Source organism: Shewanella canadensis, from assembly GCF_003966225.1.
Lineage (GTDB): Bacteria > Pseudomonadota > Gammaproteobacteria > Enterobacterales > Shewanellaceae > Shewanella > Shewanella canadensis.
The window spans coordinates 83258-107331 of the sequence record NZ_RXNU01000014.1; the positions used below are offsets into that span (position 1 = coordinate 83258).

At 47.9% G+C, this 24074-nt stretch carries 18 protein-coding genes; 11 read left to right on the plus strand and 7 right to left on the minus strand.

The genetic code is table 11. The annotated features are described in order from the left end of the window. The first annotated feature begins 233 nt into the window (after positions 1–233). Both EKG38_RS19985 and EKG38_RS19990 read left to right on the plus strand, forming a co-directional pair. Positions 234–2300 carry a S9 family peptidase gene (locus tag EKG38_RS19985; RefSeq protein ID WP_126522371.1) on the plus strand — a complete coding sequence of 689 codons (2067 nt, stop codon included), beginning with the start codon at positions 234–236 and terminating at the stop codon, positions 2298–2300. Between the two features lie 159 nt (positions 2301–2459). Next, complete coding sequence (locus EKG38_RS19990) at positions 2460–3026, plus strand: lipid-binding SYLF domain-containing protein (protein WP_126522373.1); 567 nt, start codon at positions 2460–2462, stop codon at positions 3024–3026. 178 nt (positions 3027–3204) lie between these two features. Here the strand turns inward: EKG38_RS19990 and EKG38_RS19995 are convergent, their stop codons facing one another. From EKG38_RS19995 to EKG38_RS20015, 4 genes are all read right to left on the minus strand, one after another. Beyond that, positions 3205–3648, minus strand: a complete 444-nt coding sequence (locus tag EKG38_RS19995) for a hypothetical protein (RefSeq protein ID WP_126522375.1) — start codon at positions 3646–3648, stop codon at positions 3205–3207. Positions 3649–4515: 867 nt separating this feature from the next. Then, entirely contained in the window at positions 4516–5106 is a 591-nt protein-coding gene (locus tag EKG38_RS20005) for a hypothetical protein (protein ID WP_126522380.1), read from the minus strand. Between the two features lie 456 nt (positions 5107–5562). After that, on the minus strand, positions 5563–8601 hold the full coding sequence (locus EKG38_RS20010; protein ID WP_126522499.1) for a molybdopterin-dependent oxidoreductase: 3039 nt from the start codon (positions 8599–8601) through the stop codon (positions 5563–5565). Between the two features lie 9 nt (positions 8602–8610). Continuing rightward, positions 8611–9306 (minus strand): 4Fe-4S dicluster domain-containing protein, encoded by a 696-nt coding sequence (locus EKG38_RS20015; protein WP_126522382.1) that lies wholly within the window; start codon positions 9304–9306, stop codon positions 8611–8613. 571 nt (positions 9307–9877) lie between these two features. On the opposite strand from EKG38_RS20015, the gene EKG38_RS20020 reads away from it, so the two are divergent. The 7 genes from EKG38_RS20020 (at position 9878) to EKG38_RS20050 (ending at position 18805) form a co-directional block, all read left to right on the plus strand. Further along, the gene (locus tag EKG38_RS20020) at positions 9878–10843 is read left to right on the plus strand and encodes a LysR family transcriptional regulator (RefSeq protein ID WP_126522385.1); all 966 of its coding nucleotides are present in this window, start codon (positions 9878–9880) and stop codon (positions 10841–10843) included. Positions 10844–11106: 263 nt separating this feature from the next. Continuing rightward, positions 11107–13323 (plus strand): molybdopterin-dependent oxidoreductase, encoded by a 2217-nt coding sequence (locus tag EKG38_RS20025; protein WP_126522387.1) that lies wholly within the window; start codon positions 11107–11109, stop codon positions 13321–13323. Between the two features lie 10 nt (positions 13324–13333). Continuing rightward, entirely contained in the window at positions 13334–13879 is a 546-nt protein-coding gene (locus EKG38_RS20030; protein ID WP_012144545.1) for a 4Fe-4S dicluster domain-containing protein, read from the plus strand. Further along, a complete protein-coding gene (locus tag EKG38_RS20035) occupies positions 13879–14466 on the plus strand; it encodes a TorD/DmsD family molecular chaperone (RefSeq protein WP_126522390.1) in 588 nt (195 codons plus the stop codon). The genes EKG38_RS20030 and EKG38_RS20035 overlap by 1 nt, the downstream gene beginning before the upstream one ends. Positions 14467–14609: 143 nt before the next feature. Continuing rightward, the gene (locus EKG38_RS20040) at positions 14610–15575 is read left to right on the plus strand and encodes a formate dehydrogenase subunit gamma (protein ID WP_126522393.1); all 966 of its coding nucleotides are present in this window, start codon (positions 14610–14612) and stop codon (positions 15573–15575) included. A gap of 169 nt (positions 15576–15744) precedes the next feature. Further along, positions 15745–16803, plus strand: a complete 1059-nt coding sequence (locus EKG38_RS20045; protein ID WP_126522395.1) for a porin — start codon at positions 15745–15747, stop codon at positions 16801–16803. A 133-nt stretch (positions 16804–16936) separates the two neighbouring features. After that, a complete protein-coding gene (locus EKG38_RS20050; protein ID WP_246033233.1) occupies positions 16937–18805 on the plus strand; it encodes a methyl-accepting chemotaxis protein in 1869 nt (622 codons plus the stop codon). 133 nt (positions 18806–18938) lie between these two features. Here the strand turns inward: EKG38_RS20050 and EKG38_RS20055 are convergent, their stop codons facing one another. The 3 genes from EKG38_RS20055 to EKG38_RS20065 form a co-directional block, all read right to left on the minus strand. Next, positions 18939–19283, minus strand: coding sequence for a YkvA family protein (locus EKG38_RS20055; RefSeq protein ID WP_126522401.1), 345 nt, complete (start codon positions 19281–19283; stop codon positions 18939–18941). Positions 19284–19356: 73 nt separating this feature from the next. Continuing rightward, the gene (locus tag EKG38_RS20060; RefSeq protein WP_126522404.1) at positions 19357–21681 is read right to left on the minus strand and encodes a YgiQ family radical SAM protein; all 2325 of its coding nucleotides are present in this window, start codon (positions 21679–21681) and stop codon (positions 19357–19359) included. A gap of 203 nt (positions 21682–21884) precedes the next feature. Next, positions 21885–22286: an MAPEG family protein gene (locus EKG38_RS20065; RefSeq protein ID WP_126522407.1), complete on the minus strand. Its 402-nt coding sequence runs from the start codon at positions 22284–22286 to the stop codon at positions 21885–21887. Positions 22287–22417: 131 nt separating this feature from the next. Here EKG38_RS20065 and EKG38_RS25260 point away from each other — a divergent pair, with 131 nt between their 5' ends. Further along, on the plus strand, positions 22418–22558 hold the full coding sequence (locus EKG38_RS25260) for a hypothetical protein (RefSeq protein WP_246033230.1): 141 nt from the start codon (positions 22418–22420) through the stop codon (positions 22556–22558). Between the two features lie 195 nt (positions 22559–22753). Further along, positions 22754–23974, plus strand: a complete 1221-nt coding sequence (locus EKG38_RS20075; RefSeq protein ID WP_126522410.1) for a threonine/serine exporter family protein — start codon at positions 22754–22756, stop codon at positions 23972–23974. The last annotated feature ends 100 nt before the right edge of the window (positions 23975–24074 follow it).

Sequence of the window (24074 nt, forward strand, 5' to 3'; positions counted from 1 at the left end):
TGCCAGAGCACGCTTTTTATTTAGGGCATGATCTATGACCCTATATCGGCGAGTAAGACTATCTGTTTTAACCCTTTTCAGCATCACGAAAAATACTAATTATCGTAGCAATGAGGATGAAGTTTGCGCTAATGTATTGACCCAAATAGTTATGATACCAATCGGCATAAGATTTGAATCTCCGACCTGAGAGTCAGAATTTCAACATCAAAAATAAAATGAGAGGGATGAAGATGGGAAGGGCAAATAAACTCACCGTGTTGGCCGTGATTTCGGCTGGACTATTTTTAGGTGGTTCGGCAAACGCGTTAGCCTCGCAGCGAACTCATCAAATCACCACCGATGATTTTTTCGATATTGGGGGGATGAGCAGCGTACAGTTAAGCCCCGATGGAAAACGAGCTGTCTGGCTCGAGGCGCGTTGGGATAAAGAGCTGGATAAATCCCAGCGAGATCTATGGCAGGTTAATACCAAAAACAAAAAAACCACCCGCCTAACCTTCACCAATGAGAGTGAGTCCAGTCCACAGTGGAGCCCAGATGGTCAGTATATCTACTATATTGGCAAGGTGACCCATGAAGACAAGAAGGCCCCTTACAATGGTAAGAGTCAGGTCTTTCGTATCAACCGAGATGGCGGCGATGCCGTGCCCGTGACCAAAGAGGTTGAAGGAGTCAGTTCTTTTTCACTCAGTCCCGATGGTAATACCCTTTACTTCTTAGGAAGTAAGACGGTCAAAGACAAAGATGAGTGGGCTTCAATGCGTGCAGACCACAGCGCGCCCAAATACGCTCATGGTGAAAGAAAAACCAACCCTCTATATAAATTAGATCTTCAACACTTCAAACAGCAACTCATTCTGGATGATGACAAGGTCGTATGGAATTTCAGTGTCAGCGGTGATGGCAGTAAAGTTGCCCGAATTACGACATCCGATAACGAGCTGGTCAATCTTGAAGGTTGGTCCGATATCGAAATTTATAATACCCAAAGCAAGACCAATGAGGTGCTGGAAGATACGGCATGGCGCGAACAGGCTCCGTCGCCCTATGGCTGGCTACTCGGGCTCGATTGGCACTCAGATAACCAACAGCTCGCCTTTCGTATCGACTTCGATGGCCACCCGGGTAAGCTGTTCGTCTCAGATACTAAGACTAAGTCACTGACTGAAGTGACGCGCATCGATGATGTGACGCTAAACTCATCAGATATTCATTGGCGCCCAAACAGTGATGAACTCTGTTACCGCGGTGCGGATCACGCCCGGGTAAAGCTCTTTTGTACTGAGGTCGAAGACGGCGAACAGGGCGATACCAGAGCGGTAGTGAATGGCGATCTTGTGATCGGTAGCTACAGCTTTAGCCACAACGGCAAGAAGTTAGCGTTTAGCCATAATGGGCTGGACCACTTCTCAGATATGTTCATTGCCGATGCCGATAGCAGGCGTGCCAAATTTAAGCGCATTACCAATATCAATCCTCAGGTCGATAGCTGGATGTTGCCGCAAATATCTGTCGTAAAATGGAAGGCCACCGATGGCAGCACAGTCGAAGGTATCTTAGATCTCCCGGCGGGATATAAGAAAGAAGATGGCCCACTGCCGTTAATCGTGCAGATCCATGGTGGTCCCACCTCGGCAACGCCTTATGCCCTGCAACACAGGTCTTACGGCCGCTCTACATTTACCGCAAATGGCTGGGCTCTACTGTCGCCAAATTATCGTGGCTCGACCGGGTATGGCGATAAGTTCCTCACCGAACTCGTGGGTCAGGAACATGTCATCGAGGTCAATGACATCATGGCTGGCGTCGATCACTTGATTGGCGAAGGGATTGTCGATGGTGACAAGATGGCTGTCATGGGATGGAGCAACGGTGGCTACCTTACCAATGCTTTGATCAGTACCAATGAGCGCTTCAAGGCGGCAAGTTCCGGCGCCGGCGTGTTCGATCAGCGCTTGCAGTGGATGCTGGAAGATACCCCTGGCCACGTAGTCAACTTCATGGAAGGCCTCCCATGGGAAAAACCGGAAGCCTACACCCACGGTTCATCACTCACCCATGCAGACAAGATCAAAACACCAACGCTTATCCATATCGGTGAGAATGATCAACGCGTTCCAGTCGGACATGCACAGGGTCTATATCGTGCACTCAAACACTATCTCAATGTACCGGTAGAGTTGATCGTATACCCGGGCGAAGGTCATGGACTGAGTAAGTACCAGCACAGAAAAGCTAAGATGGAGTGGGACCAGAAATGGTTCAATCACTACGTCCTCGGCAAAGCTATCGATTAATGCTTTGTTCAATGAATCACTGAACCTAAGCTGACCATCAAGTAAAAAAGCGCCATAACTGGCGCTTTTTCATTTCCGGCCATTCATTTCTCACACTTTGATGCGTATGCTAAATACACTAAACGCACTAAATGTATGCTTTTTGAAACGGAGTCCAAAATGAAAAAATTCATCTCAGCTATCTCTATCGCAACCTGTTTTATCGCCACTGTTTTCGCTACCCAAGTTGCCGCTGCCGATGACAGTTATTCAGAAGCTATCGCGAATTTTAAACAGGCCAGTGACACCCATAAATTTTTCAATAACGCCTACGGTTACGCCATATATCCTACAGTAGGAAAAGGTGGATTCGGAATTGGCGCCGCCTACGGCAAAGGGCGTGTTTATAAGGGTAATAGTTACAAGGGAGATACCAGTCTCTCTCAGCTATCTCTGGGCTTTCAGATTGGCGGTCAGGCCTACAGCGAGATCATCTTCTTTAAAGATGCCAAAGCCTATAACGAGTTTACCAGTGGCAGCTTCGAATTCGGTGCTCAAGCCTCTGCAGTGGCAATAACCATTGGGGCTAACGCTCAGGCCGGAACCACAGGTAACTCCAGCAGCGCAGGTAAGGCAGCGGCCAAAGCGGCCTACATCAACGGCATGGCAGTATACACCTTAGCTAAGGGTGGCCTGATGTTTGAAGCAGCCCTTGCAGGACAGTCATTTACCTTCGAAGAGAAGTAGATAAAGAAGGTTCTAGTTACTAGAACCTAGGGACTCGAACCTTCTTCTATTTTGTTGTCGGATAACGCCTGCATTTGCGGCAAATTTGTTGTGGATGTTTGTGCTAGCGTAGCGTGAGCACAAAAAAGCCACGGAAAATCTCTCCAGCCAGCGAGGCTGACGAGGCAAGATGGCCTTGTTAGGCTTTGCCACTGATTAAGTGCCAACGCTGTTTTAGGCCTAGTGCGTATGTTAAACCTAGGAGTAAACATATGCCCGAACTAATGAGCCAAAAGGTTAACGAGTTATCTGGAAAAGCTGGCATTATGAAATAAAACCCCAGCGCTCGGGCTAACAATACAACTGAAATTAGTGCTAAACCAAGCCGAACCAACGGCAACTTAATAATTAAACCAGCACCTGAAAACGCGTAGGTAGCCCAAAGCAATAGAACAGCAGAAATTATGCTAGTGACAGTAGTTGGGTAAGAGTGCCCGCTTTCAGCCATTTGAGCCATCTGTTCACCAGCACCGAGAAAGCGATACCAATCACCACCAAATACTATGCACCCGATATGAATTAACGCAGCGAATACAGTAAGCACTCCTGCTATTTGTAAAAGGTTTATTCTTTGATTTTTCATCTACACTCCTTGTGAAGCCTATCCTTATTAGTTAGCTGTTTTTGACCCTACGTTTTACAGTAAACTTTTTAACAGCCAAATCAGCCAGTACCCAGAGCAAAACAAATACACCCGTATCTATAAGAAAGTTAATCAAATCAAAGGGGGCTGTAATGAAGTTATAACTAAAGTTGAAAAAGCTGAAAATCAACTTAGAGCCAATATAGGCTACTAAGAATGGAATGATGTAATTCATGTTTAACCTCATGAAGCACCTTAGATGCTGACAGTGATTTATATACAAAACTTGGTTGTCGATATGATAGGCCGATCTATAGGCAAGTTTCGTGTTTTATAAAGCTCACTACCCAAGTTTTAGATGGACTACGCAAACTTTAATAACCTCACACTTGGTTTTCACGTAAAAATGGCAGCCAAAGAACAGCTAACAGCTTATTCAATAGCAGCATGATAACGCACTTGGCTGCTTGCTTAGTTAGATAAAGCTATCATCTACAACTCATTGCCGCAAAAAGATTACTTTTTATTTGGTGAGGAAAAACACTCAGAACTGTCCGGTAAAAAGAGGTGTGGAGGGGTTATGAGGTTTGCATAATGCTTTCCCTGGTTTCACAACAAGCTGATATTTAACGGATAAAGGCTAATCGAAGAGAGAAAATAACCTAGTGTAGATGCGGCTGTGACCGTCCGTGACAGGGATGTCACGGCCGAGACTATAGGGATATACTCGTGTCGTGTCACAGAAGTAGCTACACATCCTCCGCCGGGCAGGCGTTAGATAACAATGAAAATCAAAGTTATAAACACACTACCCAATACAAGTAGACCCAAACAAAAAAATGTAATCAGCCTTCATTCGAAGGCGAGCTACTCATGTCCCCAAGGCGCCGGCGGCAGCGCCACAGGTTTAGTCAGATCGAAATCCACCCTGAAATCACGCTCTTCACGAGTCAGCCTATAGGTAAACTCCTGTGGCTTGATATACATGTGCCACACGTTGGTGACTGACACATCTAAGCCATTCTCTCTGAAGTTATTAATCGAGTAGGCATCAACCGGGAAAGACTGCTCAGTCGCGCTGCCCATATCCGATGTCATACCACCATACATGGTCACCTTGTCTTCCGTGCCGTCTTGATGACGATGATCATGAGCTAGATGCAAACCATACTTAGTCTTGGTGATAACCCAGGTACGGGAGTGGTCATCACCCACATGAAACGGCACCTTAAGTTCACTGTCACTGCACTCACGAACATGCATGATCAGTGATTTTCCACTAAACGCCGAATCAGCACTGTTGCCAGCGGTGACTCTTCCCTCAAATGCTTTACCACAGTGCGCAGCAATACTATCGAAAAAGGCATCTTGCTCTGGTGTCGTTGCCAACGCAGGCAATGAGAGCAGAGATACCGAAGCAGCCAACAGACCAAACGTTGAGTGTTTTGTTGTTTTCATTATTTTCTCCGTTAATTTGTCTATCTTTCTATCTGTCTATTCATAAGTCAAAGAGACTAGCACAGAGAGATAAATTAAAACTGAATACTCTTTAACGATTAAAAGGTGAGCGACTCAACAGTTTATCTGACGCTTTGGTTCAATGAGCTTACTGGATAGAGATTGATGCAGAGTGTGATGTTCTTAAAAAAAAGACCCTCTATAACAAACGTTATAGAGGCAACCAAATATGGTGATGTGGTTAGGTTTGATGAACTTGGAATGCTTGTTTACAACCTTTAGCGGCACTATCCATTTTGTGCCCCTTCAAAGTCGTGGTCTCTTTGCAGGAAAACCTGCAAAGAGTATGTCGATAATGATTAAAACTATGCTGACTATAAGTTTGAGAGATGACTATCTGTAACGAATCACCCTCCCAACAGGCTCGTCTGAGGGAGGGTTACTTCTCATTTACCGTTATGCCTTCTCTACACGCACCGGTACACCGTGACGGCAGTTAGCACCAGTCCAGTAGTCGTTGAGCATGCTGGCCTTAGCGTTACGGGTTGGATCCGACGGGATCATTTGATTGATCGCGACGCCACCCGCACGTTCCTTAAGTCCTGGCACCGACTTGCCATTGATGACGCGGTCATCACCTCCAAAGCCTTGTGAGTGTCCAAACCCGTGGGATACACATACAGCCCCTTTAGCAACTCCTGAATCGGTCTGCAACAGACCAACGGCAGGCTTGCCGTTCGCCGTTATCAGCTTCACGCTATCGCCGTCGCTTAAGCCCTGCTCACTGGCTGTATCTTGATTCATGTAGACAAAGTTAGTCGGGCTAATTTCGGCGATACGCTTATAGGCTACCGCGTAGTTAGAGCGCACTGTTGCCTTGTAGCTTGAGAACAACAGAGGATACTCAGACTTTGGCCAATGACTCTCCCAGGTATCTCCATTCCAGAATTTATGCTCCTGATAGGTGATAGTGCCTGGATAACGCTCTCCGGAATAGGCATGACGCAAGTGTGTAACGGCTTCATGATAGATCTGCAGACACTTAGCACCCGCACCTTTTATAAACTCACCGTCATAGCGTTCATCCGCCACATAGTAGCCACCGCGTGACAGTAGAGACTCGACCTGACTAGATTCAGCTGGAGTCAGTCTTGGGGTCAGCGGTTTCATCGCATAATCCAGCCCGGCCCACTCTCTGTCCTCAGCCGTCACCTTAGGCAGGCCTTCACACTGAGCCGCCACGTTAGCCAGATATTTAGCATGCCAATCTTCGAAACATAGCAGATCAGCCTGATGGCCATCCGCGTGAGCGATAGCACCTTTACCGAAGCCAGGTAGCTTCATCTCTAAGGCGATATCGATCAACAGCTGCTCCATACACACATGCTGACCACGTTCGTTTTTAACCGTTCTCGGTGTGACCAATGGCGCTGCGGCTACGACACCCAGCATATGGGATCCCCACATACGATCGGCCGCATACTCTTCCAGCATTGAACGATCCGGAATGAAATAGTCCGCATAGCGGTTAGTTTCATTCATGTGACAATCGATGCCGACAATTAACGGCAGACGCTTAGGATCGGCGATGCTCGCCACCACTTCCTGGCTGATCGATGCCGCACTATAGAGGAAGTTGTTGCGCCAGTTGAACAGCACCTTGGCCCGATATGGATCGGCATTGGCATGACTGGTCCACTGCTCGGCCGCATTCATGGCCGGAAGTGCCTCATGCCATGGCGTGCTCGCAGGATATGGATTTTGTCCCTTGGCGACCTTCTGTTGATACTCGGTAGAAGACTCGTAGGCACCATCACGACAGGCATTAACTACGCCATCTAAACTGACACCATCGGCGATATTAGCCAGATCGTAGCGACCTTCCATGCCACCGATAGGCCCGTTGCCATAACTCGCGCCGCCTTTGGCGTCATGAGAGCCGACTAAGGTATTCAATGTTGCCCAGATCCAACCCATCACGAAACCATCGGAAGAGTTAGTACCACCGTTACCCGCGATACAGGCCTTACGACCATAATGACCCAAGTCTTTCGCCACCTGACGCATATCTTCGATGCCGATCCCCGATTGCTCGGCATAGACCTTCATGCTAGTACGCTGTGCTTCCTCTCGAAGCAGAGAGAGGGAAGAAACCAGTTTAACCCTACGGCCCTTGCCATCTTTAAAGGTTTTACTGACAAACAGCTCAGCCTTATCACCCGATTCGGCAGACACCAGAGTCTGACTACCCGACTTGACGATTAATGCTTCATCGCCACCGAGGCCGAAATCAGCCGCTTTCGCAAACCCTTTGTAGTTAGGATGCTTAGGATCCATCACCACCAAGTGACCGGCATTGGTATAGTTAAGCTCGCCTGCCGCCTTTGCCGCCTTCTCACTCGCCCCTTCAAGGTGGACCTTATTGAACCAGCCCTCTTCGAGCATGGTGCGAATAACACCAAACGAGAATGCCGCATCCTGGCCCGGTTTAACCGCTAACCACTTGGCATTGGTATCTGCAGCAACTGTGGTACGTAGTAGTGGATCGACACACACATATTTGAATTTTCTATCGACTCGGCTGTCCGCAAGGCCACGTCCGGCCCGGTTGAGACTGTTACCCGATGACCCTGGGCTGGTGCCCATAAACAGGCCGTACTCGACATTTTCCCAATCAACATCGTTGAGCCACTCTTCGAAGTCCGGCGACATACCCAAGGAAAAACCCGTCACCTGCGCCGCGCCACAATAGGCGTGTTTAGTGCCTAAGTTACTGGTACCCCATGACTGCTGCATAAAGCGCGCGTAGAAGCTGCCGCGCAGTGTATCTTCGGCGCAAAAGGTAGCAAACAGATGGTTAGCCGCAGTGCCAAACTCCGGGTAACCAGGTTTCACTTGCTTATCGAGCTGACGTACCGTCTTTAGCCCTTCTACATGGCCTTCGCCAAACAGATCACCACCGTTTACGATCTCTGACAGAGCCTGCTCATAGCTGATACTGACCCACTTACCTTCGCCACGCTTGCCCGCGCGTTTAAGTACTTGCGTCACACGACGTTCATCATCGACCGAATCGGCACAACTTGCGCCCTTCGCACAGGTAGTTGCACGGTTTTCGAGTCCGGCCTCACCCGCTAAGGCAACATAGCTTTGCTTTACGGCCGTATCTATCGGCAGTGGAGAACCTGAGTTATTCTCACAATAGGGGTTACCACCCACTTTAAGCACTTTGTCATTGGCTTCGTCGATGCGTACCCGCAGACCACAGATGTTGTAGCAGCTAAAGCAGCGTGAATAGGCGGTACGAATACCCGGCGTTCTCTGCCACTGACCGTCACTGCCCTGCTGACACTCGGGAGGAATAGGATGACCAAAATGTGCCACATCCTGACTATGTTGAGGCCCACTGGTATGACCTTTATCACCACAGGCGACTGTCGCAGCGCCGGCAACAGAAACGATACCCGCTCGGGTTAAAAATTTACGTCTGTCCATCATCTGCTCCTAGCGTTGCCATTCGAGAAAGTTAAGCGACAAGATCTCTTGATCGTCTGTCTGCTCGGGTAAACCGATATAGAAAATATTGGGCTTAGTGCCTGACTCAGAGAGCATGGCATACACCTTGTTGTCTCTGACTAACTGAGAAACCTTACTCTGCGGATCATTAAGGTCGCCGAAGCTTCTGGCCTCACCGATACAAGTCTCTACACAGGCTGGAAGCAGACCCGCTGAAACGCGATGAATACAGAAGTTACATTTCTCCGGAGGTGTTTCTAAAGTTTCATCTTTGCGTCTTGCCCCATAAGGACAGGCATCGACACAGAGCTGGCAATGAATACACTCTTCGTGATCGATAACCACGATACCGTCCTCTTCACGCTTATAAGTCGCCCCAACAGGACAGACATATACACAGGCTGGGTTATCACATTGATTACACTGATTAGGTACGGCCAGAGTCACAAAGCTATCACCTTGCTCTATACAGGCCTGATTGACACGAGTTCTGCCTCTTCCCGCCTCAGTCTGATTTTCCATGGCACAGGATACGGTGCAAGATAAACAACCGGTACAGCGGCGCACATCAAACACCATGGCCAAGCGTTTTCCTGGAGTCTTAGCTTGCAGCTGTGCACTAGGTACGATTGCAAGCATGGCGCCGCCGGCCGCCATTTTTAATATGGAACGTCTATCTAACATACATTTCCCTTAAATATGAGAGTGAAAAGCGACCGCCTTTACTCCATACATTTATAGAAGTCTTATTATTAAAATACACGTAACTAGAATTAATATATAACACAAGACATATTTAAAGAGTGACAATTAAATAAAGATCACATTTACAAAATAAATTGAAATACTTTGAAATAAAAAAAGCATAAGGTATTTGTGAACTAGATAGTTATTCTTGCACTGGGTCACATCTAAAAAATAAATATAAAAACGGTGAAATTTTTTCAAACTTAACATTTTTGCAGCATATATCAATGATTAACTCGAGAGTCTGTTTTTTCATATAAAACAGCAGGATACGTAAAAGTAGAACATTCGTACCATAAGTTTTAAACCTTTCAAAACAACAACTTACAAATACCTTAATATTCAAGCGCAAATATCGACATCTGATTTTTGCAATTATTAATAACTGCAATTCGGGAGTTGCGTCAAAGTTCTAATAATGCCCATATTAAAAGTGTGACATATAACACTGAATACTACTCAACATATATAGATGATACTCACACCGACAAATAACAAGCCATGCATCATGAATAAAATTGATCAACTTAATTACAATCAATTAAAAGTATTTATTGCTATATACGAGCATGGACAAAATCACCAAGCTGCGAATGAATTAGGCATGACAGCTTCCGGCGTAAGTAGAACATTAAAAATATTACGAGATATATTTAATGACTCACTCTTTATCCGCCGATGCTCCGGCTTCGTTGCAACCGAGAAAACCCATCGGTTAATTCCCATGGCTAAAGCTCTGGTCGAGCAATATCAAGAAATCGAGATGCAGCATTCAGTTTTCACTCCCGCAGAGTCAGGAGGCCAGTATACGATTCACGCTTACGATGAATTCGTCTACGCCGTCCAGAAAGTGATACGCAATGACATCCTATTGGAAGCACCTAACTTACGCTTCGATGTCCGTGTACTCACTCGTGATTGCAGCACCGAACTTGCCAATGGCGAGATTGATTTCGTAGTTGTCTACGAGGGGTTCAACGGCAAGAAACTCAACTACGAGATGTTCGCCGAAACCGATAGCCTCTATATCTTGGCGCGTCGAGGCCACCCGCTACTGACTCAGGCACTCACTCTGGAGAATATCTCCCACTACTCCTGCCTGGAGATCGACAACTATGACGACCTTAGCAGCCCGCTGCTGGTGAACCTATGCCGCGAACAAGATCTATGCATGGAAGTCGAGGGCTACACGGACAGCCTGGCATCGGCCATGAGGCTGTTAAGCGAGACGGATGCCATCACCCTGAGCTGTAATCAGTTTACACGTCAGTTTGTCAACATGATCCCAGCGATCCAATACATCAAACTGCCCCCGGAATTAGCTCAGAAATGTCGTATTCGTCGCCGGGAAAACCGTGAAATAGGCAACTATGTCCTCCACGGTGACACCAATAATTCCGCCGCCTTCAACTGGGTCAAATCAAAGCTCATCTGCGGGTTAGAGAGAGAGTGGCGACTCGCAAGTGAAGAGTAATAAGTTAACTATGCCGTGGAAAGAAAGCTTGGTCTCCCTGCAAGCTGACAGCTTTGTTTCCCTGGCAGATCCACTTTAACAAGGAGCTTTAAAATATAAACACATAGATGTGAGTAGTAAATGTGAGCAGTAAAAAAGCAAGAGATGATACTTAAAGCTACGTCTGAAACCGGTATCAAACATTGCTCGAAATATAAAAAATGATCGAACTTTGCAGATAAAAAATAAGTAGTGAATTAACACTACCAAGATGGGGAACACATATGAAGATTAACAGACGCACATTCCTGCAGGGAGTCGGAGCCAGCTCCGTTGTTGGCTCTCTGTCAGGCTTGATGCCCGGCATTGCCAGTGCTACGGAACAACGTGGCGGCGCGCCTGATAAGTTACTCAAGCGTGAAGGTAAAATTGTATATCACACTTGTCAGCGTAACTGTGCAGACCGATGCTTACTTAAATTTACCGTACAAAATGGCCGTATGACCTATGTTGAAGGTGCTTCAGAGATGAAGAAGATGGGCACCTCACCATGCGTTAAGGGTCATGCTTACGTACAGTATACCTATGCAGCAGACCGTATTTTACATCCGATGGAGCGCGCGGGTGAAAAAGGCGAAGGCAAATGGCGTCGTATTTCATGGGATCAAGCCTATGCAAAGATCAGCGCTCGCTTAAAAACGATCATCAAAGAACATGGCGCCGATTCGATTCTGCCATACAGCTACTCGGGTCATGAAGGTGTTATCGGTAAATACGGCGGACCAAGCCGCTTCTTCAACGCCGTTGGTGCACGTAAACTCGACCGTAAGGTTTGTGTATTCGCCGCCTATGAAGGTCTTAAATCTGTGACCGGTACTTACCAAGGTCCAGATCCATACGACAATATCTACACCAACTGTTATATCTCTTGGGGTCAGAACGAAACGGCAACTAACGTTCACGGCATCAAGTTCATCAACCAGGCGCGCGACAAAGGTGCAAAGTTATTGGTAGTGAACCCAATACGTACGCCTATCGCGTCTCAGGCTGATATCTGGTTACAGCCAAAACCAAGTACAGATACCCATCTTGCTACCGGTATCATGAAGTACCTGATTGAAAACAATTTAGCCGATACTAAGTTTATCGAAGCTAACACTATCGGTTACCAGGACCTGCTTAAACGTATAGCCGAAATGAGCTATGACGAAATTGAGAAGGTCACAGGTGTACCAAGAGAGAAGATGTTCAAGTTCGCCAAGGTCTACGGTGAATCAGAGCTATCTGTACTGCGTCTGGGTTATGGTATGCAGCGTAACTACAACGGTGCACGTATGTCTCGCGCTATCGCGATGATGCACGCCGTTGCGGGTCAGTACGGTAAGATTGGTAACGGTTTCGTTTACGATAACACCCAAGCCGATGACAGCTTAAACTACTCTAAGGGTCGTGCGGATCATATCCATCCACATGGCGATACGGTAGGTCATGTGAACATGACGGAGATCGCCAAGGCGATTCACCCGACTAACCCGACTGCCTATGGCAAACCAATCAAGCCTATCAAGGCGGTGATTAACTACAATGGTAACTTCGTCTCTGTTGCGCCAGATTCGAATGCCTGTCGTCGCGGCGCGATGCGTGACGATCTGTTCTTAGTCGTTCATGATTTCTTGATGACAGATACGGCCGAGTTAGCAGATATCATCGTACCGTCGACGACACAGTTCGAGTTCCCTGATATGGGTACCGATTACAACTGTTACCACATGCAAACGTCTGAGAAAGTGATTGAGCCTTTAGGTGAATCTAAAGATAACTGGATCTTCTTCAAAGAGTTAGCCGCTCATATGGGATTAGATCATCACCCAGAGATGCGTGTCGATTATGAACAGATTCTTCGTGATTTCTTAGACACCGAAGAGCCAGCGTTCAGACAAAACAACATCACTTACGAGCAGATCATCGAAGAGAAGTTCGTCACCGTTTACGATCAACGTCCTTACTTCGGTGATGGCAAGTATAAGACTGACAGTGGCAAGATTGAGTTTTATTCTCAGATGATGATTGACGCAGGTTACCACCCAGTTCTTGACTTTGGACTGCCGGAAGATGAGATGATCCCGGAAGAGAAAAACTTGCCTTTCCGCATGTTATCGCCTGCGATCCCTCAACGTGCCAACAGCTCTTTCTACAACGTGAAGTATATTCGTAACTTCCCGGCATATTTCGCCAAGGTCAATAACGAAGATGCCAAAGAGCTTGGGATTAAGAATAATGACAGAGTCAGACTCAGTAACCACCGTGGAGAAGCTTTCTTCATCGCACAGGTTTCGAGTCAGGTTGGCCGCGGCACCGTGATGGCGCCCAAGAACAACTGGCGTCGCATGGACCCACAGGGCAAAGCCAGTTGTACCAACAACCTCACCACCGACAAGTTAACCGATATGGGCGGCTGCTCTGCCTACCATTCGACTAATGTCGCGATAGAAAAAGCCTAAGGAGTAAAAGATGTCAATTAATCAAAAAGTGGGCTTTGTCTTCAGACAAGAGAACTGTGTTGGTTGTGGTGCCTGTACCGTTGCCTGTCAAATTCACAACGAGCTGCCTGAAAACCACAGATTCCGCAAAGTCGATCGCTATGAAGTAGAACGCGAAGATGGCGCGATTGATGTGTGGCTATCTCACTCTTGCATGCACTGTGAAAACCCTGCCTGCTTGATGGTCTGCCCGGCAAAAGCCTACCACGTCAGAGATGACGGTATCGTGGTCCTGGATCGTGAGAAATGTACCGGTTGTGGCCTGTGTGCCACCGCCTGTCCATACTCTGCCGTCAGCATCCGCGAAGACGATGGCAAGGCCGACAAGTGCAACATGTGTGTTGAACTTCTGGACCGCGGCATGAAGCCTGCGTGCGTAACGGGTTGCCCTGTGCAGTGTATTGAAACCGGAAACATCGATGAGGTGTTGAAAAAGCCTTCGGCAAGTAAAGAAGGTGTCGGTTACGGCGATTGCATCACAAAACCTAACATGGTGATTATTAAGGAACGCGCATAATGACGGCACAATATGGTCCGATGGCAACGGCTTACTTTGCCTATAAATCGATGATTTTTTCGCCCTCAGGGACAGAGGCGTTAACTGGCATGATCGCATATCTCGAAGCGGATCGCCCGGATAGCCCTTTGCTCGCAGAAGCAAAGAAATTTGTCGATGACTCATCGGAATTGGAGTTTGACTTCAACCGCATGTGTATCGGTCCATATAAGTTGCTGGTTGCTCCTTACGAGGGCGTTTATCGCAGCGGCAACCACGTCATGAATACAGACGAAACCGTCAGAGTCGCCGAGTTTTATCAAGAGATTGGCTTGGTCATTGATGAAAAATTCAATGAGCCTGCCGACTTTATCGGTAACGAACTCGAGTTTCTCTACTGTGTTCACGCGTTAGCGAGTGAGCAGAAAGCGGCAAATAATATCGAGGCCTTCGAGGAACTCACGGCCATTGCCGACGAGTTTCTCACTAAGCATCTTGGCACATGGATCACCCCCTTCTGTGAAGGGATAAAAAACCATGCCCAGCAAGCTTTTTGGCGCGAATTTGCTACCGAACTGCACCTTTTGATCACACAGCAAATGCAGTGATGCGTTGACTTTATACAAGATAAGTTAACGCACTATGTACCAAGTGAAATGGTGATATCCGTCGATACCTGAATCTACAATCCCCTCAGGTATTCGGCGGGTAGAACCGAATAGGCGACCTAAAATCGCTAAAGGAGTTATGAATGAACAGAGCAATAAGATTGTTTAGTTTTATTGTCATCAGCCTGTTTGTCTCGACGGCAGCAATGGCCGCTGACGTTGCAACACTGCAGCCTCAGCAGTGGCAAACTATCCAGGAACACGTTATTGAGGGTGACATCCCAGAACTGCGTGGTATGCCAACACAAGTTGAGTTATTGATGCCTGCATCAATACCGGAAGAGGCAGATGAAACTGTCTTAGGTTACTTAGGTGCCACAGATAGCATCGCATTTCTGGTTTTTGCCAGCCTGTTTGGCGTCATCGCCTTGTTTATCATCTTCATCATGGTGAACGGTATCTCACGTCTGGATAACGGCTTCTCGGGTAAGATGATCAAACGTTGGTCTGGCTTAAGTATCAGTGTGCATTGGCTGGGAGCGATTGCCTGCATCCTGCTAATGCTAACGGGTCTGGTCTTAGCGGGCGGTCGACACTACTTCGAGCCAAGCATGAATGCATCTAGCTGGACATCGCTCGTCGGTCTGTCAAGCAGCCTGCATGAGCTAATGGCATTCCCCTTCATCTTAGGTTACATCCTGATGATATTGATGTGGGCACCAAAGCAAATTCCAGCAAGCTATGACTTGAAGTGGTTTGCCGTATTGGGTGGCTACCTGAATACAGGTAAGAAGCATCACCCGGATGCGGGCTTTGCCAATGCCGGTGAAAAACTGTGGTTCTGGGTATTTGCACTGTTTGGCGGCCTGATGGTGATTTCAGGTCTGACAATGATGTTCCCTGAAACCTTCGTCGTCACTAAGAATACCGCTAATTTGATGCTGGTAATGCACATTGCCTCAACCATCATCATCAGCGCCTTCTCAGTCGTACACATCTTCATGGCAACTGTCATGTCTGAAGGTGGCATGTCTAACATGACCTCTGGCTACTGTGACGAAAACTGGGCGAAACAGCACCATAACCTTTGGTTCAACGAACTGAAGTAAACGGGCGACTCTCAGGTATCAACTCATGCTCACCAACGATTGTATATGGTGGTGAGCATTCTCAAATAGAGCTTAGGCTCTGACAATAAAACTATTCAGCTTTGCACCCACCGACTCTTGCCCGCAAGAGGATGGCGGCTGGTTGCATCCTGAATAATAAAAAAAGAAGATGAATACGATGAATACACTAAAATCACTCGTGGCTATTGCCGTTGGTCTATGTAGCTACAACGCCTATGCCGATGATGCACAATCTCTAGAGCAGCGCATTGCGAATCTCGAAAACAACGCCGCACCATCACAGTTTAAAAACAGCCAGGTAAGCCTGTACGGTTCAATCCGTCCAACCCTTAGCTACCTGGATGATGATCAGGATAAAACCTGGGATGTTCGTGACGCCCTGTCTCGCGTCGGCATCAAAGCCAGCACAGAATTTGCTGATGGCTGGAGCGCTATCGCTCAAGGTGAGTGGAGCGTCGATATTGCCAACTCAGGTAACTTTGGTAAGGCACGTCAAGCCTATGCCGCTATCGCTTCACCTTACGGACAAGTAGGTATTGGTAAGCAACGTCCGGCTCAATACACCTTAGTTGCCGAGTACGTCGATATCTTTAACCATGGTAACAGCCCATACGCTTATGACCATGAAAGCCCATTCTTCGTAGATAACTTCGTGACCTATAAGCTGGTCACAGGTGGTTTCACCTTGATGGCAGGTGCACAAGTTGACGGCAATAGCGGTGACACTGGTGCCGATATGGTCAACTTAGGTGTCGGTTACGATTTAGACCAACTACACCTTGGCTTAGGTTATGTCAGCCAAAACACACAGACCGATGCCGGTGTCGAAGGCGATGACCAGACTATTGGCGGCGTTGTCGCTTATAGCTTCAGCAATGACCTCTATGTCGCTGTCAGCTATCAGGATAAGCAATATAACTTCGATGCCTTAAGCCAAGACCGAAGTGGCAGCACATTTGACAGTGCACTGGCCTACCCTATTGCTAAAAACTATAAGGTTAAACTGGGTTACTTCCAGTTTAAAGATGGCATCAAAGACAACACATCAGCCGACTATGATGGCTTCAACACGACCCTTGAGTGGAACCCAATCTCAAATGTGCGTGTTCACCTAGAGTACTTAGCCAAGAACTCTGACAACCGCGCCGATGATCAAGCGTTGACCTTAGGCTTCAGATACGACTTCAACCTGAATTGGAAAGGCTAAGTCGCTATTGAGCGAGCCGTAAAGCAAAAGAACTAACCCACCTAAAAGAGGCCTACTAGTGGCCTCTTTTCATTTCTGTCACTGTTGTGGAGATAAGCAATTGTTAGGATTTAGAAAATCGCTGATAGCGTCAATGGTGACCCTGGTCGCCCTCTGCCTTTTAATCTCAAATTGGCTCTCATATATCGAATTAAAAGAGAGCACCATAGCCAATACCAATGAAAAACTCAGGAGTATTGCTAAATATGAATCGAACAACATCGAGGAGTGGTTTACAGAGAAAGCCAAATCCATCGATGCACTAGCCGCCCACTACCAACAGGGCACCTACAAGGACAACTACGCCCAGGCAGCCCGGCTCTCTACCGATGTTGGCGGCGTCGCCCGTATCTATTTCGGCTTCGACGATGGTTCGGCCTACTCGACGGAAACCAGCAGCAAGTGGCTCGATGGTAAAGCTATACCCGAACAATACGATCCGCGTACCCGTCCCTGGTACCAACAAGGCAAAGCCACCACAGCCCTGGATGTTACCGATATCTATGTCGATGACGGCACCGGCCACGATGTCATCTCTATCCTGAAAAACCTCGGTGACGGTGTAGTCCTCGGCGATATCGAGCTCACCTTTCTGGCAGATGCGGTTAAGGCCGTGGATTACCCCGGCGCCGTAGTATTAATTACCGATCAGACGGGTAAGGTACTGGCATCTGAATCCAAACGTCTGATCTCCGGCACTCACTTCTCCGATTTTGGCCTACCCGAAGTAGAACGAAATATGCTGTCACAAGATGAGGTTATGCAGGAGTACACCTTAGACGGTGTCGATAAAATCGCGTTTTCCAAGGCAATAAATCTGGTTAACGGTAAGAAGTGGTATCTGCTCATCGGCCTGAAAAAGTCTGTCGCTTATGCGGCCGTAGACAAGGCGCTCAGTAATGCCATGATCTCATCTCTGATCATGTTGGCGCTGGCTATCAGCGTATTATTGAGCGTGTTATACGTGATCTATAAACCCATATTACTGCTCAAGGAGATGGTTACAGATCTGTCTAAGGGTAATGGTGATCTGACCCGTCGACTGGAGGTCAAGAACCTCGATGATCTGGGAGAGATATCTCAAGGGATCAACCAATTCATCGCCAATTTACAATCTATGATGTTGGAAGTTTTGCAATCATCGACACATATCGGTAGCAGCGTGGAACGCCTTAGGTCAGAAACCGAAGCCAACAGCCATATCCTTGCCGCGCACACCACGGAGACCGAGCAGATCGTCGCCGCTATCGAGGAGATGAGTGCAACTGCCAATGATGTTGCCAGAAATGGCGCAGAAACCGCCTCTTTCACTCAGGTCACCAATAGCCAAACACTGGAATCTAAGGCCGTCGTGGGTCAAGCCACCGACACTGTCGCACAGCTGGTCAGGGAAGTTGAAAATACCTCCGCCAATATTGCCGAGATAGACAGAGATACGGTCAACATCACTCAGGTATTAAAGGTGATAGGTGAAATAGCCGATCAGACTAACCTGCTGGCGTTAAATGCCGCGATTGAAGCTGCCAGAGCCGGAGAGCAAGGTCGGGGTTTTGCGGTGGTCGCCGATGAGGTGCGCGCTCTGGCCGCCAGGACTCAGTCGAGCACGGCCGAAATCGAACAGACTCTCACAAAGCTGAGAGAAGCCTCGAATGCGGCCATCACAGCGATGAACGTCACTAAGACAACCTGTCTGAAAACGGCCGAGACGACGGAGCGAGTCGCATCGGATCTCGATAACATTGGCAGTTCGGTCAATCAGATCAATGACCTCAACACCCAGATCGCCACGGCCGCAGAGGAGCAAAGCTCGGTATCGGGCGAGATCACCCGCAATATGTCGGCCATCCGAGAGATGGTAAACGAGCTTTCCACCAATGGTGAAGCCACCAGCAATGAAACCGTAAATCTGGCCACCGCAAACCATCAGCTCAGGTTGATCGTGGAACAGTTTAAGCTGTCTTAATAAAAGTCATCAATACGGGTCGTCCAGCCAAGTGCCGGACGGCCACAATTTACTTATCCACCCGGTTCAGCGCCAGTTTCAATTTATCGACAAATCGCCTTAACACCAGCGAGGCAACGTCAGAATATAGTGGTTAATCGAACCAGGCGGATGACTTCTCTGCGGCCTGCTGCTCCACGTCATCATCGACATATACGCTAACCATGGCCAGAGCCGCGGCCAGTGCGCCTAGGTCGTCGGTAAATCCTACAAATGGTGTCAGATCGGGAATGGCATCGAGAGGGGCAATAAAATAGGCCAAGGCACCAAAGATCACCGTCTTGGCCCATTTAGGCGTATCGGGGCCTTGAGCCGCATAGTAGAGGCATAAAGCATTGTCTATCACTTCGCGGCCCGCTTTCTTAGCAAACTGTTTTACCTTGAGCCAGAAATCATGGTCACTGTAATCATCACTGTTTGGCTTATTCAGATCACTCATAGCACTTTCCCATACGTAAAACTAAGGCAATAAAGATAGCATAATCCGTAAACGAATCATGCTATCACTCGACCTATCTTTGGTGCTTAGGCGTGGTTCCCCAGACATTCTTCTTTGCCGGACGTTGCTTTGATGACCCTGAGCTACTCCCTTTTCCAGCGCCAGCTTTGCCTGCGCCTTGCTTAGATGATGAGTCACTCTTGCCCTTAGCACCTGCACCGCCCTTAGGTTTACGATCGGAAAATTGATCTTCAGAGAAGCGGGTAAAGGCTTTCTTGCCCCCTTGCTCTTTATTCGTACTCGCCCCTTTGCCCGCACCACCGCCTTTACCTTTGCTACGGTTCGCTTCACGCTCTTGGCGGGACTCTGCCGGCACTAAACAGTTAGGGCCGTTACCGATAAGCTTCTCTTTGCCCATCTCAATCAGCGTCTCACGGATCATCGGCCAGCCGACAGGATCATGATAGCGCAGCAGGGCTTTGTGCAGTTTACGTTGACGTCCACCTTTAGGCACCGCTATCTGCTCGCTGGTGTGCTTCACATTTTTCAGTGAGTTCAGCTCGGTATGATAGATAGTCGTCGCGTTCGCCATGGGCGATGGATAAAAGTTCTGCACCTGATCCAGCTTGAATTTCTCACCTTTCAGCCATAGCGCCAGATTCACCATATCTTCATTGGTCGTCCCCGGGTGAGCCGAGATAAAGTACGGGATAAGGTACTGCTTCTTACCCGCCTCTTTCGAATATTTATCGAACAGCTCTTTAAATCTGTCATAGCTGCCCATTCCCGGTTTCATCATCATATCGAGCGGCCCTTTCTCGGTATGCTCCGGAGCAATCTTGAGATAGCCACCAACATGATGGGTTGCCAGCTCTTTGACATAACGAGGGTCTTCGGATGCCAGGTCATAACGCACGCCCGATGCGATTAAGATCTTCTTAATGCCGGGCAGATCTCGCGCCGCCCGATACAGGTCGATAGTAGGTTGATGGTCGGTATCCATATGGCCACAAATATCGGGGAAGATGCAGGAGAGTCGGCGACAGGTTTGTTCTGCCTTCTCACTCTTACAGCCTAAGTGATACATGTTGGCCGTCGGCCCACCAAGATCTGAGATCACCCCGGTAAAACCAGGAACCTTGCCCTGAATGTCTTTGATCTCGTTCACAATCGACTCTTGTGAACGGCTCTGAATAATCCGTCCCTCATGCTCGGTAATAGAGCAAAATGAGCAACCACCGAAGCAACCGCGCATGATGTTGATAGAGGTCTTAATCATGTCGTAGGCTGGAATATTCTCTTTACCATATGAAGGATGGGGAACACGCTGATACGCCAGATCAAACACTCCATCCATCTCATCGGTATTTAACGGTAACGCCGGTGGATTGACCCAAACAGCACGCTCCGCATGAACCTGAAACAGCGCTCTGGCGCAGCCAGGATTCTGCTCTTGGTGCAAAATTCGGGATGCATGAGCATAGAGAAATTTGTCTGCTGCCACTTTTTCATAACTTGGAAGTTGTATATAACTCTTCTCCCAAGGCTTAGGTTTGGGTGGCTGTACACTGATAGCCTTAGGGGCATCGTTATCGAATATCTTCTCATCCGTTGGTCCCGACAGGTTTTTGCAGCCGACATCATCGGCACCATAGGGATTCGGGATTGGATCGATCTTATGAAGTTGATCTATTTTGCGCGAATCTACCCCCTTCCAGCCAGGTAAGGGCTCTTTACGAATAACCGTAGTACCACGGATATCATGCAGTTCAGAAATAGGCTCACCGCCGGCAAGACGATGGGAGAGCTCTACCAAAGGGCGCTCGGCATTGCCGTAAACCAGAATGTCAGCCTTGGCATCCAATATTACACTGCGGCGCACTTTATCGGACCAATAATCGTAGTGAGCGGTGCGGCGAAGACTAGCCTCTATGCCACCGATGATCACGGGAACCTGTTTGAAGGCCTCTTTACAGCGCTGGGTATAGACGGTTACCGCACGATCGGGGCGCTTTCCACCAATGTCACCGGCGGTATAGGCATCGTCATGGCGCATACGACGCTCGGCAGTGTAACGGTTGATCATCGAATCCATATTGCCGGCGGTGACACCAAAATAGAGGTTGGGTTTACCCAGCTTCATAAAGTCGTTTTTGTTAGACCAATCCGGCTGAGAGATAATCCCCACTCTAAAACCCTGAGCTTCCAACATGCGCCCGATGATCGCCATACCGAAGCTTGGATGATCCACGTAAGCGTCACCTGTCACTATGATGATGTCGCAACTATCCCAACCCAGCTTATCCATCTCTTTACGAGACATAGGTAAAAAAGGAGCAGGACGCTTCAGCTCAGAGCGGTGCTTAGGGTAAGTAAATAATGTGGATTCAACTTGCATGAGTTTTACAGCCTGACTATCAAATATGGAAAAGATAAAACATTCGCGCCCCCGAAAGGGAGGCGGAGTATAACAGGGGACAGGGGGTGAGTGCGAACAAAAAACAACCAGCCAAGCAATAATGCTCAGATAAAATGGCTCAAATTTGATTCACCCTATAAAGTGTAGGGATGCTTATCCACACTCAGATAGAGGGTACTAGCTTACGCTAAGCTAGAGAAAAAATAGCCTAAGTTAATACCGGCGAGGCTCAGTATAACCAGCCAACTCAGTAACCCTCCCCAAAAACGGCCCAGATGATAACCTCCCCGACCTTGCGTCAAACCTATCGCATGCAAGATTCGACTTATGATCCACACGATGCCCAGAATATGCAAAAACAGGTCCGGTAGATGATTCTGTTCTGCCACCAGCAATAAAATCATGGCTATCGGTGCATTTTCCACTAGATTGGCGTGCACCCGATTAGCCAGCCTTAACTCTTCATTACCAGAACTGCCCAAACCAATTTTATGCGTTCTACGTAGTTGAATTACTCGCATTGCAAACATGACGACTAAAATTGCAGTAATACTGATATACAGGCCTGAAATGGCAACTGACATAAGGCTTCCTTTTATTGTAGTTTCACCCAGCATTACAACTTCTGGGCAGTAATACCAATCAGTATAAAGATGTGATCGCTCAGCGAGAGTTTAGCGCTTCTGAGGCAAGGTCATCAATTGCTCCTGCATAAATGACATTTGCAACATCCATGTTGCTCGCAGCGAGTGAAGAGCATAGTTGTTCTACGTTTAAGCTCGTTAACGCAGCATCAGAAGCACTAAAACTCGCCTTTCAGGAGTATTTTTTGGCTGCCTACTTCTTCGTTGAATAGCTTCACAAGGGATCACCATTGCATCACCTACTTCGCCTTGAATTAGTTTGCCAAAAATAACTCTGAGTAGATCACTTTCTTATACTGATTGGTATAAGTAAATATTTTCCATCTGATTAACCTTTTTCCCACAAACTAGGTTAATATGCGCTCGTTTGGCATTCCCGAAAACTAAAACTACATTGGACCCTGCTTGTGAACAACGAAGAATTTCTAGAGAAACGTCGATTTATCATTAAATTAGGCAAGTCTCTGCACAAGTTTGGCACCCCGGCTTACCGGCTGGAAGCTCACCTTCAAGCCGTCTCTGAATTATTGGGGCTCGAGGGCTATTTTCTTATCTCTCCCACCGCCATGACCTTCGTGCTGCAACACGATACCGATCAAGAGTACAACCATGTAGCCAGGGTAAAGCCAGGTGAATTAGATCTCGGCGCTCTGGCGCGTACCGATGAACTGGTCGAAGAGTTAGTCTCCGGTAAACGCACTCTTCAGGAAGCCTTAGAACGACTGGACGAGATAGCCAATAAACCCAATGCCTATGGTCCACTGTTAACTTTACTGGCTTTTGGCAGCTCGGCAGGAGCCTTTGCCATGCTTATGGGAACGAGCTGGAACGATGTTTTCTGGTCTGCCCTGCTTGGCTTCATGGTCTATGGGCTGGTCTATCGCGCCGAACGTTCTAAACGTATGGCCGAAATGCTCGAACCCTTAGCAGCTATCCTATGTGCCATAATCGCCAGTGGCATCGCTCAACTTGATCCCCATATCAACCTCCCTGTGGTGATCTTATCCGGCATCATTATCTTTGTTCCCGGCCTCGCGCTCACCTTAGGCTTAGCTGAGCTCGCCGCCAGAGATCTGATATCCGGGACGGCCCGTGTCATGGATGCGTGCATGCTGCTGTTTAAGCTCTATTTTGGGGCGATTTTCGGCATGGTGGTTGGCAAGGCGATATTTGGTGAAGCCATCTACTTTGAACCCGAGCCGGTACCACAAGTCGCCATCTGGTCTGCAGTGCCAATCCTCTCGATGGCACTAGTGATTATATTTAAGGCCCGCATGAAAGACTCTCCCTGGGGAGTACTCGCAGGCATCGTCGCCTTCTTCTCATCTATGCTGGGCGGCATCTACTTAGGTGACTCTATCGGCATCTTCTTTGGCGCATTCGCCGTGGGCGTCTACTCAAACCTGTTTGCACGCTGGATGAAAGCCCCCGCTTCTATCGCCCTACTACAGGGTATCGTTATTTTAGTTCCGGGTAGTAAAACTTATATTGGACTGAACACGCTTATCTTAGGCGAAACTATGCTTAACCAGTCACACATTGGTAGCCAGATTTTCCTGATATTTATGTCACTCGTCGCCGGATTAATTTTTGCTAACGTCGCGGTTTCACCGCGAAGAACGCTATAAAACCCATCTATACTAGCGAACAACTCTGTAATGGTGATGTTTTTTCCCGAAAAGCATCACCGCTACATCTGCATTTGCTTAAGTAAAATCATCCACTTAT

Bases quoted from the DNA above. Each gene is read 5' to 3' on its own strand.
- EKG38_RS19985 (WP_126522371.1), top strand. From the start codon at position 234: ATGGGAAGGGCAAATAAACTCACCGTGTTGGCCGTGATTTCGGCTGGA.
- EKG38_RS19990 (WP_126522373.1), top strand. From the start codon at position 2,460: ATGAAAAAATTCATCTCAGCTATCTCTATCGCAACCTGTTTTATCGCC.
- EKG38_RS19995 (WP_126522375.1), bottom strand. From the start codon at position 3,648: ATGAAAAATCAAAGAATAAACCTTTTACAAATAGCAGGAGTGCTTACT.
- EKG38_RS20005 (WP_126522380.1), bottom strand. From the start codon at position 5,106: ATGAAAACAACAAAACACTCAACGTTTGGTCTGTTGGCTGCTTCGGTA.
- EKG38_RS20010 (WP_126522499.1), bottom strand. From the start codon at position 8,601: ATGGACAGACGTAAATTTTTAACCCGAGCGGGTATCGTTTCTGTTGCC.
- EKG38_RS20015 (WP_126522382.1), bottom strand. From the start codon at position 9,306: ATGTTAGATAGACGTTCCATATTAAAAATGGCGGCCGGCGGCGCCATG.
- EKG38_RS20020 (WP_126522385.1), top strand. From the start codon at position 9,878: ATGAATAAAATTGATCAACTTAATTACAATCAATTAAAAGTATTTATT.
- EKG38_RS20025 (WP_126522387.1), top strand. From the start codon at position 11,107: ATGAAGATTAACAGACGCACATTCCTGCAGGGAGTCGGAGCCAGCTCC.
- EKG38_RS20030 (WP_012144545.1), top strand. From the start codon at position 13,334: ATGTCAATTAATCAAAAAGTGGGCTTTGTCTTCAGACAAGAGAACTGT.
- EKG38_RS20035 (WP_126522390.1), top strand. From the start codon at position 13,879: ATGACGGCACAATATGGTCCGATGGCAACGGCTTACTTTGCCTATAAA.
- EKG38_RS20040 (WP_126522393.1), top strand. From the start codon at position 14,610: ATGAACAGAGCAATAAGATTGTTTAGTTTTATTGTCATCAGCCTGTTT.
- EKG38_RS20045 (WP_126522395.1), top strand. From the start codon at position 15,745: ATGAATACGATGAATACACTAAAATCACTCGTGGCTATTGCCGTTGGT.
- EKG38_RS20050 (WP_246033233.1), top strand. From the start codon at position 16,937: ATGGTGACCCTGGTCGCCCTCTGCCTTTTAATCTCAAATTGGCTCTCA.
- EKG38_RS20055 (WP_126522401.1), bottom strand. From the start codon at position 19,283: ATGAGTGATCTGAATAAGCCAAACAGTGATGATTACAGTGACCATGAT.
- EKG38_RS20060 (WP_126522404.1), bottom strand. From the start codon at position 21,681: ATGCAAGTTGAATCCACATTATTTACTTACCCTAAGCACCGCTCTGAG.
- EKG38_RS20065 (WP_126522407.1), bottom strand. From the start codon at position 22,286: ATGTCAGTTGCCATTTCAGGCCTGTATATCAGTATTACTGCAATTTTA.
- EKG38_RS25260 (WP_246033230.1), top strand. From the start codon at position 22,418: ATGACATTTGCAACATCCATGTTGCTCGCAGCGAGTGAAGAGCATAGT.